Source organism: Shinella granuli (genome assembly GCF_004341885.1).
Classification (GTDB): Bacteria; Pseudomonadota; Alphaproteobacteria; order Rhizobiales; family Rhizobiaceae; genus Shinella; species Shinella granuli.
Genome location: NZ_SLVX01000002.1, coordinates 440,109 through 455,387, shown reverse-complemented (window position 1 = coordinate 455,387; position 15,279 = coordinate 440,109). Strand labels below are relative to the sequence as shown.

Sequence of the window (15,279 nt, the reverse complement as noted above, 5' to 3'; positions counted from 1 at the left end):
ACCGGCGCGGCCGGGCGCAATAAGGTCGCCTCGATCAAACGGAGGAAAAAAGATGAAGTCGTTGATTGCCGCCCTTCTGCTGTCTGCCGCCCTGCCCGCTGCGGCGGGGGCTGCGGACTTTCCGGCCGAGCGCATCATGGCGATGGCGAGCGGCGACTGGAACAAGGACGGCACGGCGGATCTTGCCATCGTCGCGACGGCGGACGAGGACAGCGGCGAAAACAGCGGGCTTTATGTCTATCTCGCCAAACCGGAGGAAGGCCGGCTGGCGCTGGCGCTTTCCCTGCCGAACTCCGTTTGGGGCAGCCTGCCCATCATGGCCGGCCAGGAGCCGGAGCTGGCGGCGCTTTCCAACGGTTCCTTCACGCTGGTGACGAAGAACGAATCGATCGGCCGGGACCGCTGGCGCCAGACGCTGACCGTCGCCTACCGCAATTTCGATTTCATCGTCGCAGGCTATACCTTCTCGTCCTACGATACGCTCAACCCGGACGGGGGAAGCGAATGCGACCTCAACGTGCTGACCGGCAAGGGCAAGGCGCTTGGCCAGCCGATCAGCGGCAAGGCGCAGTTCGTGCTGCTGAAGGACTGGAAGGACGAGATTGCGCGCTCGATCTGCGGGCTGGACAACTAGAGCGTTTCCGCGAATCGCGAAGACGCTCCACCCCTTTATTTCAACGCAATTCCGGACGCAAAACCGCTTCGCACTTGCTCTTTAGGCAAGCTCGCGCACGAGGCCGTCCTCGATCGTCACGCGGCGATCCATCAGGCCGGCGAGCTCGTGGTTGTGGGTGGCGATGAGCGCGGCAAGGCCGGACTGGCGGGCGAGCGCTTCCAGCGCCTCGAAGACGTAGCCGGCGGTCTCCGGATCGAGGTTGCCGGTCGGCTCGTCGGCGAGAAGCAGGAGCGGCGCATTGGCGACGGCCCGGGCGATGGCGACGCGCTGCTGCTCGCCGCCGGAGAGTTCCGACGGCCGGTGGTCGGCGCGGTGGCCGATGCGCATATAGTCGAGCAATTGGGCCGCGCGCTCGCGCGCCTCCGCCTTGGAAAGGCCGCCGATGAGCTGCGGCATCATGATGTTCTCCAGCGCGCTGAATTCCGGCAGGAGGTGATGGAACTGGTAGACGAAGCCGATCTCGCCGCGGCGGATTGCGGTGCGCTGGTCGTCGGGCAGCCTCGCGCAGGAATGGCCGTTGACGAAAACCTCGCCGGCATCGGGCTTTTCCAGAAGGCCGGCGATGTGCAGCAGCGTCGACTTGCCGGTGCCTGAGGGCGCGACGAGCGCGACCGTCTCGCCGCTCTTCAGCGTGAAGTCGGCCCCTTTCAGGATCGACAGCAGGGTCTCGCCCTGGCCGTAGTGCCGTTCGATACCCTTCAGTTCCAGAGCGACGCGCGCATTCATGCGTTTATCCTATTCGTACCGCAGGGCCTGGACCGGATCGAGCTTGGAGGCACGCCAGGCGGGGAAGATCGTCGCGAGGAAGGAGAGCGCCAGCGCCATGACGATGACCGAGACCGTCTCGCCGGCATTCATGTCGGCCGGCAGTTGGCTGAGGAAATAGAGTTCCGGATTGAACAGCGTCGTGCCCGAGATCCAGGAGAAGAACTGACGGATCGATTCGACATTGAGGCAGACGACGACGCCGAGCAGGACGCCCGCGAAGGTGCCCACCGTGCCGATCGCCGCGCCCGTCATGAAGAAGATGCGCATGATCGCGCCGGACGTCGCCCCCATGGTGCGCAGGATCGCGATGTCGCTGCCCTTGTCCTTCACCAGCATGATGAGGCCGGAGATGATGTTGAGCGCGGCGACGAGCACGATCAGCGTCAGGATCATGAACATGACGTTGCGCTCGACCTGCAGGGCCGAGAAGAAGGTGCGGTTGCGCTGGCGCCAGTCGGTGATGAAGATCTGCCGTTCAGCCGCCGCCTCGATCGGCTGGCGCAGATTGTCGACATCATCGGGATTGGCGACGAAGAGCTCGATCGACTGCACGATGCCTTCGGCGTTGAAATAGAGCTGCGCCTCTTCGAGCGGCATGTAGATGATCGACGCGTCATATTCCGACATGCCGATCTCGAAGATGGCGGAGACCGTGTAGGTCTTCACGCGCGGATTGACGCCGAGCGGCGTCACGTCCCCTTCCGGCGCGACGAGCGTGATCTGGCCGCCGGCGCTGAGGCCGAGCTGTTCGGCCATGCGCGAGCCGATGGCAACGCCGCTGCCGGAGGCGAACCCGACGAGGTCGCCTTCCTTGATATTGTCGGAGACGGCCTTCATCTTGGCAAGGTCGTCGGCGCGCACGCCGCGCACCAGCGCGCCGGTGCCGGCGCCCGCCGTGCCGGAGGCGAGCGTCTGGCCCTCGACGAGCGGGATCGCCATGGTCACACCCGGAACCGCCGACAGGCGCTCGGCAAGCTGGGAGTAGTTGTTCAGCGGCGTATCGATCGGCTGGACGATCATGTGGCCGTTGATGCCGAGGATGCGCGAGATCAGCTCGGTGCGGAACCCGTTCATGACGGCCATGACGATGATGAGCGTCGCGACGCCCAGCATGATGCCGATGAAGGAGAAGCCGGCAATCACCGAGATGAAGGCTTCCTTGCGCCGGGAGCGCAGGTAGCGCCAGGCGACCATCCGCTCGAAGGCGGAGAACGGGCGGTTCTTGTTGAAGGCCTGCGCCCCGGTTGCAGATGCACCGTTCGCTGCGTCAGCCATGGTTCCTCCCGTTGCCGCCTGCGCCTGCGGGCATCAGTTGCCGGATGTCAGGCGGTTGATCGCCGCCTCGATGGTCAGCGTCTCGCGCTCGCCGGTCTTGCGGTCCTTGATCTCGACCTCGCCATTCGCGATGCCGCGCGGACCCGCGATGACCTGCACCGGCGCGCCGATGAGGTCGGCGGTCGCGAACTTCGCGCCGGCGCGCTCGTCCTTGTCGTCGTAGAGCACGTCGATGCCGGCCTTCAGCAGCGCGCCGTAGATCTGTTCGCAGGCCGCGTCGCAGGCGGCGTCGCCCGATTTCATGTTGATGACGATCGCCTCGAAGGGCGCGACGGCCTTCGGCCAGATGATGCCGTTCTCGTCATGCGAGGCTTCGATGATCGCCGGCACGAGGCGCGTCGGGCCGATGCCGTAGGAGCCCATATGCACGGTATGCTCCTTGCCGTCGGGACCCTGCACCTTGGCGCCCATGGCTTCGGAATATTTCGTGCCGAAATAGAAGATGTGGCCGACCTCGATGCCGCGGGCGGACAGGCGCTCGCCTTCCGCGATCGCCTCGAAGGCGGGGGCGTCGTGCATTTCCGAGGTCGCGGCGTAGCGCGAGGTCCACTTGTCGAAGATCGCCTTGAGGCCCGCGACGTCCTCGAAGTTGGTGTCTTCGCCGGGGACGTCGAAGTTCAGGAAGTCCTTGTGGCAGAAGACTTCCGACTCGCCGGTATCGGCGAGGATGATGAATTCGTGGCTGAGATTGCCGCCGATCGGGCCGGTGTCGGCACGCATCGGAATGGCGCGCAGGCCCATGCGCGAGAAGGTGCGCAGATACGCTGCGAACATGCGGTTATAGGCATGCTCGGCGCCCTCGCGGTCGAGATCGAAGGAATAGGCGTCCTTCATCAGGAATTCGCGCGAGCGCATTGTGCCGAAGCGCGGGCGGATCTCGTCACGGAACTTCAGCTGGATATGGTAGAGGTTGAGCGGCAGGTCCTTGTAGGATTTCACGAACGAGCGGAAGACGTCGGTGATCATCTCCTCGTTGGTGGGGCCGTAGAGCATCGGACGCTCCTGCCGGTCCTTGATGCGCAGCATCTCCTTGCCATACGCGTCGTAACGGCCGCTTTCCTGCCAGAGTTCGGCGGACTGCAGCGTCGGCATCAGAAGCTCGACGGCGCCGGAGCGGTTCTGCTCCTCGCGGATGATGGCGTTCACCTTGTCGAGCACGCGCTTGCCGAGCGGCAGCCAGGTGTAGATGCCCTGGGACTGCTGCTTGATCATGCCCGCACGCAGCATGAGCCGGTGGGAGACGATCTCGGCCTCCTTGGGGTTTTCCTTGAGGATAGGCAGGAAGAAGCGGGAAAGGCGCATATCGGGTTCCGGAGTGACTGATCCGCCCTATTTCGGGAATCGGGCAAAATGACGTTGATTTTGATGCGTTCATAAACGCTTCGCCACAGGAAGGAAACCCAGCAGGCCGCGGCGGGGTGCCGACTCGATGCGCTGTCCACCGCCTGCGCGGCCCGATGAAATGTGGCAGAAAAAAGGGGCCGCCAATAACAGAAATTGCGCGCGCCTTGTCAATGGAAAAATTTTATTCCACTGTAGCAAAAATGCAAAAAAAGCGGATGACAACGCCTAACGTTTGGGCTAGTTTCTAGCCACAAAACAGGCAGGAAGTGCAAATTCTTGCCATTTTCGCGGTCAAGTCTTGGGAGGATCAGATCTTTGGCGCGCGCAGACGCTGCCACCGCACAACGGATAAAGATCACGCGATACCTGTAAAACAAGGCTTTCAGCCTTGTTTTTTTTTGCTTTTTGCCCGCAACGCCTCCCCCTCTAGCAAATTTGCTCGCCAGGTCCATGCGTCAAAGACGCACACCGCGCGGTCTCCGCGACACTCCGCCTCACCCAACGTAATGCAAAACCCTCCGAGAGCGCGTGACTCGACGTCAGCGCGGCAGTTCCACCGGCTCTTTCGAGGGAAATGGGAGGTAGGGCCAGGGGAAGACTTTTCCAGCGCGGCCCGGAAGAGATGGAATGGCTTGCCTGCGGCGCTGAATGGCGCGTTAACCTTTGTGGCAGGCGCCTATTTGAAATCCGGCATGAATTGCGGGATGGAATCGATGCCGTAGCCGAGGCGCACCGACAGGACATACCAGATGCCATAGATGATGGCGGAGACGATCGTGGTTATCAGCACCACGCGGCCGCCACGGAAGCGCGCCGGCGCGCTTTCCACCGTGCCGGGCACCACCTCCTCCGCCTCGGCCTGCGTCTTCAGCCCGAAGGGCAGAACGGCGAAAAGCGTCATCCACCAGACGATGAAGTAGACGGCGAAGTAGGAAAAGATCTGCATGGACGGCCTCTCGTGCGACAGCGGGACTTTTACGCTCGTCGCGGGCGAAGTTCAAACGGCGCGAGGGCGGCGTGCTGTCACACCCGTCCGACGAGCCCCGCTCCCCCGCCGCGTGGGCGGCGGGACGAACGGTCCGCGGCCGTCTTCTCAGACCTTCGTCAGGAAGACGGTGACGACGGGCTTCTTGCCCCAGATCTCGTTCGCGGTGGAGCGCACGGCGCGGCGCACGGCCTCGCGCACCATCTCCAGATCCTTGCGGCGCGCGCGCGGTATGCTCTCGACGGCGCCGAGCACGGCGTCATAGAGCGTATCGCCCATGTCCTCGCCCTCGTCGTCGAACTGCGGCAGGCCGAAGGGCTCCACTTCGGGGTCGCCCTGGAAATCGTAGCGGCTGTCGAGCAGGACGCTGACGGCGACATGGCCGACGAAGGCGAGCTTGCGGCGGTCGCCGATGCCCATCTCGTCATAGTCGCCGATGAGGTTGCCGTCCTTGAAGATGCGGCCGAAGGGGGCCTGGTCGATCACCTCGGGCTCGCCCGGCGCCAGCTTCAGGATATCGCCGTTGCGCACACGCGGCACCTCGGCGATGCCGGACTGTTCGGCAAGCTCGGCATGGGCGGTGAGATGGGTGGCCTCGCCATGCACGGGCACGACCATCCTCGGGCGCGTCCAGCCGTACATCTGCTGCAATTCGTGGCGGCGCGGGTGGCCGGAAACGTGCACCAGCGCTTCGCTGTCGGTGATGACGTTGATGCCCTGCTCGACCAGGCCGTTCTTGATATCGTTGATCGCCTTCTCGTTGCCCGGGATGGCGCGCGAGGAGAAGATGATCGTGTCGCCGTCGGTGAAGGCGACGTTGCGCATCTCGTCGCGGGCGATCTTGGCGAGCGCGGCCCGCGGCTCGCCCTGGCTGCCGGTCAGGATGACGACGACCTTGTCGCGCGGGATATAGCCGAACTCGTCTTCCGCGATGAACGGTTTCAGGCCCTCCATCAGACCGATGTCGCGCGCAACGTCCGTCACGCGCTTCATGGAGCTGCCGAGCAACAGCACCTCGCGGCCGGCGGCCTCCGCGGCCTGGGCGATGGAGCGGATGCGGCCGACATTCGAGGAGAAGGTCGTGATGCCCACCCGGCCCTCGGCGGCCTCGATGATCCTGGTGAGGCTTTCCGACACCTCGCGCTCGGAGGGCGAAACGCCGTCGCGCAACGCGTTCGTGCTGTCGCAGATCAGCGCCAGCACGCCCTCGTCGCCGAGCTTGCGGAAACGCGTCTCGTCGGTCAGCGGGCCGAGCGACGGGTCGAGATCGATCTTCCAGTCGCCGGTATGGACGACGGTGCCGAGCGGCGTCTTGATCGCCAGCGACATCGGCTCGGGAATGGAGTGGTTGACGCCGATCGCCTCGATCTCGAACGGGCCGACATTGATGCGGTCGCCCTGCTTGAAGATCGTCACGGGGATTTCGGTGCGGCTCTTCTCGTAGTCGCGCTTGGCCTCCAGCATGCCGGCGGTGAAGGGCGAGGCATAGACCGGCACGTTGAGGCCGGGCCACAGCTCGTTCAGAGCGCCGTAATGGTCCTCATGCGCATGGGTGATGATGATGCCCTTGAGGTTCTCGCGCTCCTTGGCGAGGAAGCGGATATCGGGCAGCACGAGGTCGACCCCCGGCAGGTCCGGCCCCGGGAAGGTGACGCCGCAATCGACCATGATCCACTGGCGGTTCTTCCTCGGGCCGTAGCCGTAGAGCGCCAGGTTCATGCCGATTTCGCCGACGCCGCCAAGCGGCAGGAATACCAGTTCGTCTTCTTTTGCCATCGGCTTCTAAAATTCCTATCCAAAAAACACGTCGCCGGCCGCGATCAACCGCGTGCCGCCGTCATCCGTCTCCAGTTTCAGGAGACCTGTATCATCAATTCCGGAAAAGCGCCCGGAAATAGAACGATCGGGAAGGTTGACCGTGATGTTTTCCCCGATGCCCCCCGCCACCCTTTTCCAGCGCTCCATGATGGCCGAAATCCCGTGTCCGCCGTCCCACAGCGACAGCGTTTGCGCCATCGACTGGAAGAGATAGGCGAACAATTCCTCAGGGGAAGCGGACGCACCGAAATCACGCAGCGTCGCGACGGGATAGAGCCCGGCATCGGGCGCCACCGAGACATTGATGCCGCAGCCGATGACCAGCGCATGGCGGCCATCGGGAAGCGTCTCGCCTTCGATCAGGATGCCGCAGACCTTGCGGCGGTCGACGAGGATGTCGTTCGGCCACTTGATCAGCACGTCGGGCGCATCGAGCGGCATGATGCGGCGCACCGCGTCCTGCACCGCGACGGCGACGGCAAGCGGCAGGGAGCCGAGCCGGTCCATCGGCGCCGGGTCGATCAGGAGGAGCGAAGCATAGAGGTTGCCCGGTTCGGAAAACCACGCCCGCCCGCGCCGGCCGCGCCCGCCCGTCTGCCGCTCCGCCGTGATCCAGAGACCGGAAAGCGCGCCCTTTCGGGCGCGCTCCAGGCATTCCGTATTGGTCGAGCCCACATCGGCGAGCGCCTCGTGCCGGAAGTCGTCGAGCGACATCCGGCGGTGCGTGCCGGACCCGCTCAAAAGAAGGTCCGGGCGGCGGCTTCGGCAGCCGCGCCGATCGGCCCGCCGATCAGCACATAGCCGACGACGAACAGGCCGGAGAGACCGAAGACCAGCTTCAGTTCGCCGGCGGTGCGGGCGAACTCACCCGTCGGCTCGTCGAACCACATCACCTTGATGATGCGCAGGTAGTAGTAGGCGCCGACGACCGAGGCGAGCACGCCGATGATGGCGAGCGCATAGAGATGCGCCTCGATGGCCGCCATGAACACGAAGTATTTTGCGAAGAAGCCTGCCATCGGCGGGATGCCGGCAAGCGAGAACATCAGGATCGTCAGCACGGTCGCCATGAACGGATTGGTCGAGGAGAGGCCGGCGAGGTCGTTGATGTCCTCGACATTGCCGCCTTCCTTGCGGCGCATGGCGAGGATGATGGCGAAGGTGCCGAGCGTCATGACCATGTAGATGAGCATGTAGAGCGCGACGCCGCGCACGCCCGCCATGGAGCCGGCGGCAAGGCCGACCAGCGCATAGCCCATATGGCCGATAGAGGAATAGGCCATCAGGCGCTTGATGTTGCGCTGGCCGATGGCGGCAAACGCGCCGAGCAGCATGGAGGCGATCGAGATGAAGACGATGACCTGCTGCCAGTCGGCGACGACGGGCTCGAAGGCATCGATGACGATGCGCACCAGCATGGCCATGGCGGCGACCTTCGGCGCGGCGGCGAAGAAGGCCGTGACCGGGGTCGGCGCGCCTTCATAGACGTCCGGCGTCCACATGTGAAACGGCACGGCCGAGATCTTGAAGGCAAGGCCGGCGAGGATGAAGACCAGGCCGAAGACGAGGCCGAGCGAGCGGCCCTCGGCCGTCAGCGCGGCGGCGATCTCCTGGAAGCCGATATGGCCGGTGAAGCCGTAGACCAGCGACATGCCGTAGAGCAGCATGCCCGAGGACAGCGCGCCGAGCACGAAATATTTGAGACCCGCTTCCGTCGAGCGCAGGCTCTCGCGGTTGATCGCGGCGACGACGTAGAGCGCCAGCGACTGGAGTTCCAGCGCAAGATAGAGCGACAGAAGGCTGTTGGCGGAGATCATCAGCAGCATGCCGAGCGTCGACAGCACGATGAGGACCGGGAACTCGAAGCGATCGAGCTGCTCCGAGCGGGCGTGGCCGACCGTCATCACCATGGCGGTGATCGAGCCGATCAGCGCCAGCACCTTCATGAACTTGGCGAAGGGATCGGAGACGAAGGCGCCGCCATAGGCCTGGCCCTCGCCCGTGGCGAGAACCAGCCAGAGGCCGGAGATGATGAGCAGCGCGACGGCGAGCCCGGTGACGGTCGTGCCCGAGCGCTCGCCGGAGAACACGCCGATCATCAGAAGGACCAGGGCGCCGACGGCAAGAATGATCTCGGGGGTCGAGAGTTGAAGGCTGGCAAGGATCGTATCAGCGGTCATGTCTTCGAGTCCCGTCGTCAGTTCGCCGAAAGCGCAACGGATTGCGCCGCCTGCAGAGCCGCGGAGTAGTTATTGAGCAGCGCGTCGACCGAAGCCGCCGTCGCATCGAATACCGGCGCCGGATAGACACCGTAGAAGATCGTGAGGATCAGGAGCGGGTAGAGCAGCAGCTTCTCGCGCACATCGAGGTCGAGCAGCGCCTTCAGGCTTTCCTTCTCCAGCGCACCGAAGATCACCCGGCGGTAGAGCCAGAGCGCGTAGGCGGCCGAGAGGATGACGCCCGTGGTGGCGAAGAGCGCGACCCAGGTGTTGGCGCGGAAGACGCCGATCAGCGTCATGAACTCGCCGACGAAGCCCGACGTGCCCGGAAGGCCGACATTCGCCATGGTGAAGATCATGAAGGCGACGGCGTATTTCGGCATGTTGTTGACGAGGCCGCCATAGGCCGCGATCTCGCGGGTGTGCAGCCGGTCATAGACGACGCCGACGCACAGGAAGAGCGCGCCCGAGACGATGCCGTGCGAGAGCATCTGAAAGATGGCACCCTGCAGGCCCTGCACATTCGCCGCGAAGATGCCCATGGTGACGTAGCCCATATGGGCGACCGACGAATAGGCGATCAGCTTCTTGATGTCGTCCTGCATCAGCGCCACCAGCGAGGTGTAGATGATGGCGATGACCGACAGGGCGAAGACGAAGGGCGCGAAATAGTCCGACGCCAGCGGGAACATGGCGAGCGAGAAGCGGATGAAACCGTAGCCGCCGAGCTTCAAGAGCACGCCGGCCAGGATGACCGAGCCTGCCGTCGGCGCCTGGACGTGGGCGTCCGGAAGCCAGGTGTGCACCGGCCACATCGGCATCTTCACCGCGAAGGAGGCGAAGAAGGCGAGCCACAGCCAGGTCTGCATGTGGGCCGGGAAGTTGTAGGCGAGCAGTTCCGTGATGTCGGTCGTGCCGGCCTGCCAGTACATCGCCATGATGGCGAGCAGCATCAACACCGAGCCGAGCAGGGTATAGAGGAAGAACTTGTAGGAGGCGTAGACGCGATCCTTGCCGCCCCACACGCCGATGATGATGAACATCGGGATGAGGCCGGCTTCGAAGAAGACGTAGAAGAGCACGATGTCGAGCGAGACGAAGACGCCGACCATGAACACTTCCAGCAGCAGGAAGGCGATCATGTATTCGCGCAGGCGCTTTTCGACCGAATGCCAGCTTGCCAGCACGCAGAACGGCATCAGGAAGGTCGACAGGATGACGAACAGCATGGAGATGCCGTCGACGCCGAGATGGTAGGAAATGCCGGTGCCGAGCCATTCGGCCTTCTCGACCATCTGGAAGCCGGGATTCGCATTGTCGAAGCCGATCCAGATGAAGAGCGAGAGCACGAAGGTGAAGACCGTCGTCAAAAGCGAGACGTTCAGGATGTTGCGGCGGCCGTAGGGGCTGTCCTCGCGGGTCAGCAGCAGAAGCGCCACGCCGACGAGCGGGAGGAAGGTGACCGCTGAAAGAATGGGCCAATCGGTCATCAGAGGGAGCTCCCGAGCATCATCCAGGTGACGAGTGCTGCAATACCGAGCAGCATCGCGAATGCGTAGTGATAGAGGTAACCGGTCTGGAGGCGGACGACGCGATCCGTGACGTCCACGACGCGGGCGGCGACACCGTTCGGGCCGAGGCCGTCGATGACGGCGCCGTCACCCTTCTTCCAGAGGAACTTGCCGATCCACATGGCGGGACGGACGAAGATGAAGTCGTACAGTTCGTCGAAGTACCACTTGTTGAGCAGGAACTGGTAGAGGCCGCGATGCTGCTCGGCGAGGTATTTCGGCGTTTCCGGCGAACGGATGTACATGTACCAGGCGGTGACGAAGCCGATGGCCATGGCCGCGAACGGGCTCCACTTCACCCACAGCGGCACGTTGTGGAACTCGTGCACGAGGTGGTTTTCGGGAAGCGTGAAGAGCGCGCCCTGCCAGAATTCGTCGTAATGGTGGCCGTAGAAATATTCGACGAAGACCACGCCTGCGACCACCGCACCGGCGGCCAGCAGATAAAGCGGCACCAGCATGACGGACGGCGATTCATGCACATGATGCATGACGTCGGCCGAGGCGCGCGGCTTGCCGAAGAAGGTCATGAAGGCCAGGCGCCAGGAGTAGAAGCTGGTGAACAGCGCGGCGACGACCAGGAGCACGAAGGCGAAGCCGGCAACCGGGCTGTGCGAGGCGAAAGCCGATTCGATGATCGCATCCTTCGAGAAGAAGCCGGCAAAGCCGATGACGGTGCCCGGAATGCCGACGCCGGTCAGCGCCAGCGTGCCGATCGTCATCATCCAGAAGGTGATCGGGATATGCTTGCGAAGGCCGCCCATGTGGCGCATGTCCTGCTCGCCGTCGACGGCATGGATCACGGAGCCGGCGCCGAGGAACAGCAGCGCCTTGAAGAAGGCGTGCGTGAACAGGTGGAAGATCGCCGCGCCATAGGCGCCGATGCCGAGCGCGACGAACATGTAGCCGAGCTGCGAGCAGGTCGAATAGGCGATGACGCGCTTGATGTCGTTCTGCACGAGGCCGACGGTCGCCGCGAAGAAGGCGGTGATGGCGCCGACGAGCGTCACGACCACGAGGGCGTCATGCGACAGTTCGAAGATCGGCGACATGCGGGCGACGAGGAAGACGCCGGCGGTGACCATGGTCGCGGCATGGATGAGCGCCGAAACCGGGGTCGGGCCTTCCATGGCGTCCGGCAGCCAGGTGTGCAGCAGGAACTGCGCCGACTTGCCCATCGCGCCCATGAAGAGCAGGAGGCAGGTGGCGGTCAGCGCATGCGACTTGTCGAGCGTCATGCCGAACAGCGTGATGACCGGGTCGGCGGCATCCGCGGCGCCCTCGGCCGGCAGATAGGTCGCGGCCGTTGCGAAGATCGTCTCCAGGTTGATCGAGCCGAAGAGCACGAACACGCTGGAAATGCCGAGGATGAAGCCGAAGTCGCCGACGCGGTTGACGATGAAGGCCTTCATGGCGGCGGCGCAGGCCGACGGCTTCTTGTACCAGAAACCGATGAGGAGGTAGGACGCAAGGCCCACGCCTTCCCAGCCGAAGAACATCTGCAGGAGGTTGTCCGACGTCACCAGCATGAGCATGGCGAAGGTGAAGAGCGACAGGTAGGCGAAGAAGCGCGGCCGATGCGGGTCATGATGCATGTAGCCGATCGAATAGACGTGCACGAGCGTCGAGACCGAGTTGACGACGACGAGCATGACGGCCGTCAGCGTATCGACGCGGAACGCCCATTCGACATCCAGGCCGCCGGACTGGATCCAGCGCAGCACGCTGACCTTGACCATCTCCGTCTCGCCCATGGCGACGTCGAAGAAGACGATCCACGACAGCACGGCCGCGATGATCATGAAGCCGGACGTGACATATTCGGACGCCTTGGCGCCGATGGCATTGCCGCTGAGCCCGGCGATCAGGAAGCCGATCAGCGGAAGGAAGACGATTGCCTTGATGATGGTATCCATGACCCGATCAGCCCTTCATCATATTGACGTCTTCGACGGCGATCGAACCGCGGTTGCGGTAGAAGACGACGAGAATTGCAAGACCGATGGCCGCTTCCGCAGCCGCGACGGTCAGAATGAACAGCGCGAAGACCTGGCCGACGATGTCGTTCAGGAAGTGCGAGAATGCGACCATGTTGATGTTGACCGACAGCAGGATGAGTTCGATCGACATCAGGATGACGATGACGTTCTTCCGGTTCAGGAAGATGCCGAAGACGCCGAGGGTGAAGAGGATGGCGCTGACGGTGAGGTAGTGGGAAATACCGATTTCCATGATGCTTTTCCTTGGTCTCGCGCTGCCTCAGATGCCCTGCCCGGGCTTCACCTTGACGATCTCGACGGCGGTCTCCGGCGTGCGGGCGACTTGGGTCGGGATATCCTGGCGCTTGATATGCGGCTTGTGGCGCAGCGTCAGCACGATCGCGCCGATCATGGCGACGAGCAGCACGAGGCCGGCAATCTGGAAGAAATAGGCGTAATGCGTATAGAGCACGTCGCCGAGGGCGGCCGTGTTCTGGCGCTCGGCGGCCGGCGGGATCGGCATCGCGGCATTGCTGGCGATTTCCGGCGAGAGCGTCGAGCCGCCGACGACGACCACGAGCTCGATCGCGAGGATCAGGCCGATCAGCGCGCCGACCGGCGCATATTCCAGTGCACCTGCCCTCAGTTCGGCGAAATCGATGTCGAGCATCATGACGACGAAGAGGAAGAGGACCGCGACCGCGCCGACATAGACGACCAGCAGGATCATCGCCAGGAACTCGGCGCCCGTCAGGAGGAAGAGGCCCGCCGAATTGAAGAAGGTGAGGATCAGGAACAGCACGGAATAGACCGGGTTCCTGGACGCGATCACCATGAAGGCGGACGCCACCGCCACGAAGGCGAACAGATAGAAGAATAGAGCCTGCAGACCCATTTTGGTGCCTTTTCGTCTTCCCCGGAGAAGGTTCCCCCTGCCCCGTCGAAGCCTGACGACCGCTCGTCAGGCACTTCACGTTCGTTATGCCTTCCGCCCGAAATCAGCGGTAAGGCGAATCCATAGCGATGTTGCGGGCGATTTCCCGCTCCCAGCGATCGCCGTTCTCGAGCAGCTTCTGCTTGTCGTAGTAGAGTTCTTCGCGCGTTTCCGTCGAGAACTCGAAGTTCGGGCCCTCGACGATGGCGTCGACCGGGCAGGCCTCTTGGCAGAAGCCGCAATAGATGCACTTCACCATGTCGATATCGTAACGCACCGTGCGGCGCGTGCCGTCGTTGCGGCGGGGGCCGGCCTCGATGGTGATGGCCTGAGCCGGACAGATGGCTTCGCACAGCTTGCAGGCGATGCAGCGTTCCTCGCCGTTCGGATAGCGGCGCAGCGCATGCTCGCCGCGGAAGCGCGGGGAGACCGGGCCCTTTTCGAAGGGATAGTTCACCGTCGCCTTCGGACGGAAGAAGTAGCGCATCGACAGGAAGAACGCGCCGACGAATTCCTTGAGGAACAGCGAATTTACGGCTTGCGAAAGACTAGCCATTTCAAGCTCCAATGCTGCTGAAATCGCGGGCGGTCATGCGGACCAGCCCGTGAGCTTCAGCACGAATGCAACGATGACGACCATGGCGAGCGAGATCGGCAGGAAGACCTTCCAGCCGAGACGCATGAGCTGGTCGTAGCGGTAGCGCGGCACGAAGGCCTTCACCATCGCGAACATGAAGAAGACGAAGGACGCCTTCAAGACGAACCAGATGATGCCCGGGACCCAGTTGAGGAACCAGACGTCGACCGGGGGCAACCAGCCGCCGAGGAAGAGGATCGTGGTCAGCGCGCACATCAGGCAGATGGCGGCATATTCACCGAGCATGAACATCATGTACGGGGTAGAGCCGTATTCGACCATGAAGCCGGCGACGAGTTCGGATTCGGCTTCCGGAAGGTCGAAGGGCGGGCGGTTCGTCTCGGCCAGCGCCGAGATGAAGAACACCACGAACATCGGGAACAGCGCCAGCCAGTGCCAGTCGAGGAAAGAACCTGGCAGGCCGATCATCGTGCCGAGGCCGTCGCGCTGCGAATTGACGATATCCGTCAGATTCAGCGAGCCGACGCAGAGCAGCACGGTGACGATGACGAAACCGATGGAGACTTCATAGGAGACCATCTGCGCGGCGGAGCGCAGCGCGCCGAGGAACGGGTACTTCGAGTTCGAAGCCCAGCCGCCCATGATGATGCCGTAGACTTCGAGCGAGGAGATCGCGAAGATGTAGAGGATGCCGACATTGATGTTGGCGATCACCCAGCCGTCGTTCAGCGGCACGACCGCCCAGGTGGCGAGCGCCAGCGTCACGGAGACGAGCGGCGCGAGCAGGAAGATCACCTTGTTGGCCGTCGCCGGGATGACCGGCTCCTTGAAGACGAACTTCAGGAGGTCGGCGAAGGACTGGAAGAGACCCCAGGGGCCGACGACGTTCGGGCCGCGGCGAAGCTGCACGGCCGCCCAGATCTTGCGGTCTGCGAGAAGCACGTAGGCGATGAAGACCAGGAGCGCGACCAGGAGCAGCAACGACTGCGCCACCATGATCACGCCGGGCCAGACATAGGTCGAAATGAAAGCGTCCATTACCGTCTATTCCT

Annotated in this window: 14 protein-coding genes; 1 reads left to right on the top strand and 13 read right to left on the bottom strand. The window is 63.5% G+C overall.

Annotated features, from left to right (window positions below; translation table 11 throughout):
• Positions 1–52: 52 nt before the first annotated feature.
• Positions 53–634 (top strand): hypothetical protein, encoded by a 582-nt coding sequence (locus tag EV665_RS05400; RefSeq protein WP_133033337.1) that lies wholly within the window; start codon positions 53–55, stop codon positions 632–634.
• 81 nt (positions 635–715) lie between these two features.
• Here the strand turns inward: EV665_RS05400 and EV665_RS05395 are convergent, their stop codons facing one another.
• The 13 genes from EV665_RS05395 to nuoH form a co-directional block, all read right to left on the bottom strand.
• On the bottom strand, positions 716–1,402 hold the full coding sequence (locus tag EV665_RS05395; protein ID WP_064329791.1) for an ABC transporter ATP-binding protein: 687 nt from the start codon (positions 1,400–1,402) through the stop codon (positions 716–718).
• A gap of 9 nt (positions 1,403–1,411) precedes the next feature.
• Positions 1,412–2,719 carry a lipoprotein-releasing ABC transporter permease subunit gene (locus EV665_RS05390; RefSeq protein WP_133033336.1) on the bottom strand — a complete coding sequence of 436 codons (1,308 nt, stop codon included), beginning with the start codon at positions 2,717–2,719 and terminating at the stop codon, positions 1,412–1,414.
• A 33-nt stretch (positions 2,720–2,752) separates the two neighbouring features.
• A complete protein-coding gene (proS, locus tag EV665_RS05385) occupies positions 2,753–4,081 on the bottom strand; it encodes a proline--tRNA ligase (protein WP_064329789.1) in 1,329 nt (442 codons plus the stop codon).
• A gap of 718 nt (positions 4,082–4,799) precedes the next feature.
• Entirely contained in the window at positions 4,800–5,069 is a 270-nt protein-coding gene (locus tag EV665_RS05380) for a DUF1467 family protein (protein WP_064329788.1), read from the bottom strand.
• Between the two features lie 147 nt (positions 5,070–5,216).
• Positions 5,217–6,884, bottom strand: a complete 1,668-nt coding sequence (locus tag EV665_RS05375) for a ribonuclease J (protein ID WP_133033335.1) — start codon at positions 6,882–6,884, stop codon at positions 5,217–5,219.
• 15 nt (positions 6,885–6,899) lie between these two features.
• Positions 6,900–7,640, bottom strand: a complete 741-nt coding sequence (locus EV665_RS05370) for a biotin--[acetyl-CoA-carboxylase] ligase (RefSeq protein WP_133033435.1) — start codon at positions 7,638–7,640, stop codon at positions 6,900–6,902.
• A 23-nt stretch (positions 7,641–7,663) separates the two neighbouring features.
• Positions 7,664–9,106, bottom strand: coding sequence for an NADH-quinone oxidoreductase subunit NuoN (nuoN, locus tag EV665_RS05365; protein ID WP_064329785.1), 1,443 nt, complete (start codon positions 9,104–9,106; stop codon positions 7,664–7,666).
• A gap of 17 nt (positions 9,107–9,123) precedes the next feature.
• Positions 9,124–10,635: an NADH-quinone oxidoreductase subunit M gene (locus EV665_RS05360; protein WP_064329784.1), complete on the bottom strand. Its 1,512-nt coding sequence runs from the start codon at positions 10,633–10,635 to the stop codon at positions 9,124–9,126.
• Positions 10,635–12,632, bottom strand: a complete 1,998-nt coding sequence (gene nuoL, locus EV665_RS05355) for an NADH-quinone oxidoreductase subunit L (protein WP_064329783.1) — start codon at positions 12,630–12,632, stop codon at positions 10,635–10,637. The genes EV665_RS05360 and nuoL overlap by 1 nt, the downstream gene beginning before the upstream one ends.
• A gap of 7 nt (positions 12,633–12,639) precedes the next feature.
• Entirely contained in the window at positions 12,640–12,948 is a 309-nt protein-coding gene (nuoK, locus tag EV665_RS05350) for an NADH-quinone oxidoreductase subunit NuoK (RefSeq protein ID WP_024270868.1), read from the bottom strand.
• Between the two features lie 27 nt (positions 12,949–12,975).
• On the bottom strand, positions 12,976–13,590 hold the full coding sequence (locus EV665_RS05345) for an NADH-quinone oxidoreductase subunit J (protein WP_064329782.1): 615 nt from the start codon (positions 13,588–13,590) through the stop codon (positions 12,976–12,978).
• A 103-nt stretch (positions 13,591–13,693) separates the two neighbouring features.
• Positions 13,694–14,185 carry an NADH-quinone oxidoreductase subunit NuoI gene (nuoI, locus tag EV665_RS05340; protein WP_023513863.1) on the bottom strand — a complete coding sequence of 164 codons (492 nt, stop codon included), beginning with the start codon at positions 14,183–14,185 and terminating at the stop codon, positions 13,694–13,696.
• A gap of 33 nt (positions 14,186–14,218) precedes the next feature.
• On the bottom strand, positions 14,219–15,265 hold the full coding sequence (gene nuoH, locus EV665_RS05335; RefSeq protein ID WP_064329781.1) for an NADH-quinone oxidoreductase subunit NuoH: 1,047 nt from the start codon (positions 15,263–15,265) through the stop codon (positions 14,219–14,221).
• Positions 15,266–15,279 lie beyond the last annotated feature (14 nt).

Bases quoted from the DNA above. Each gene is read 5' to 3' on its own strand.
- EV665_RS05400 (WP_133033337.1), top strand. From the start codon at position 53: ATGAAGTCGTTGATTGCCGCCCTTCTGCTGTCTGCCGCCCTGCCCGCT.
- EV665_RS05395 (WP_064329791.1), bottom strand. From the start codon at position 1,402: ATGAATGCGCGCGTCGCTCTGGAACTGAAGGGTATCGAACGGCACTAC.
- EV665_RS05390 (WP_133033336.1), bottom strand. From the start codon at position 2,719: ATGGCTGACGCAGCGAACGGTGCATCTGCAACCGGGGCGCAGGCCTTC.
- proS (WP_064329789.1), bottom strand. From the start codon at position 4,081: ATGCGCCTTTCCCGCTTCTTCCTGCCTATCCTCAAGGAAAACCCCAAG.
- EV665_RS05380 (WP_064329788.1), bottom strand. From the start codon at position 5,069: ATGCAGATCTTTTCCTACTTCGCCGTCTACTTCATCGTCTGGTGGATG.
- EV665_RS05375 (WP_133033335.1), bottom strand. From the start codon at position 6,884: ATGGCAAAAGAAGACGAACTGGTATTCCTGCCGCTTGGCGGCGTCGGC.
- EV665_RS05370 (WP_133033435.1), bottom strand. From the start codon at position 7,640: ATGTCGCTCGACGACTTCCGGCACGAGGCGCTCGCCGATGTGGGCTCG.
- nuoN (WP_064329785.1), bottom strand. From the start codon at position 9,106: ATGACCGCTGATACGATCCTTGCCAGCCTTCAACTCTCGACCCCCGAG.
- EV665_RS05360 (WP_064329784.1), bottom strand. From the start codon at position 10,635: ATGACCGATTGGCCCATTCTTTCAGCGGTCACCTTCCTCCCGCTCGTC.
- nuoL (WP_064329783.1), bottom strand. From the start codon at position 12,632: ATGGATACCATCATCAAGGCAATCGTCTTCCTTCCGCTGATCGGCTTC.
- nuoK (WP_024270868.1), bottom strand. From the start codon at position 12,948: ATGGAAATCGGTATTTCCCACTACCTCACCGTCAGCGCCATCCTCTTC.
- EV665_RS05345 (WP_064329782.1), bottom strand. From the start codon at position 13,590: ATGGGTCTGCAGGCTCTATTCTTCTATCTGTTCGCCTTCGTGGCGGTG.
- nuoI (WP_023513863.1), bottom strand. From the start codon at position 14,185: ATGGCTAGTCTTTCGCAAGCCGTAAATTCGCTGTTCCTCAAGGAATTC.
- nuoH (WP_064329781.1), bottom strand. From the start codon at position 15,265: ATGGACGCTTTCATTTCGACCTATGTCTGGCCCGGCGTGATCATGGTG.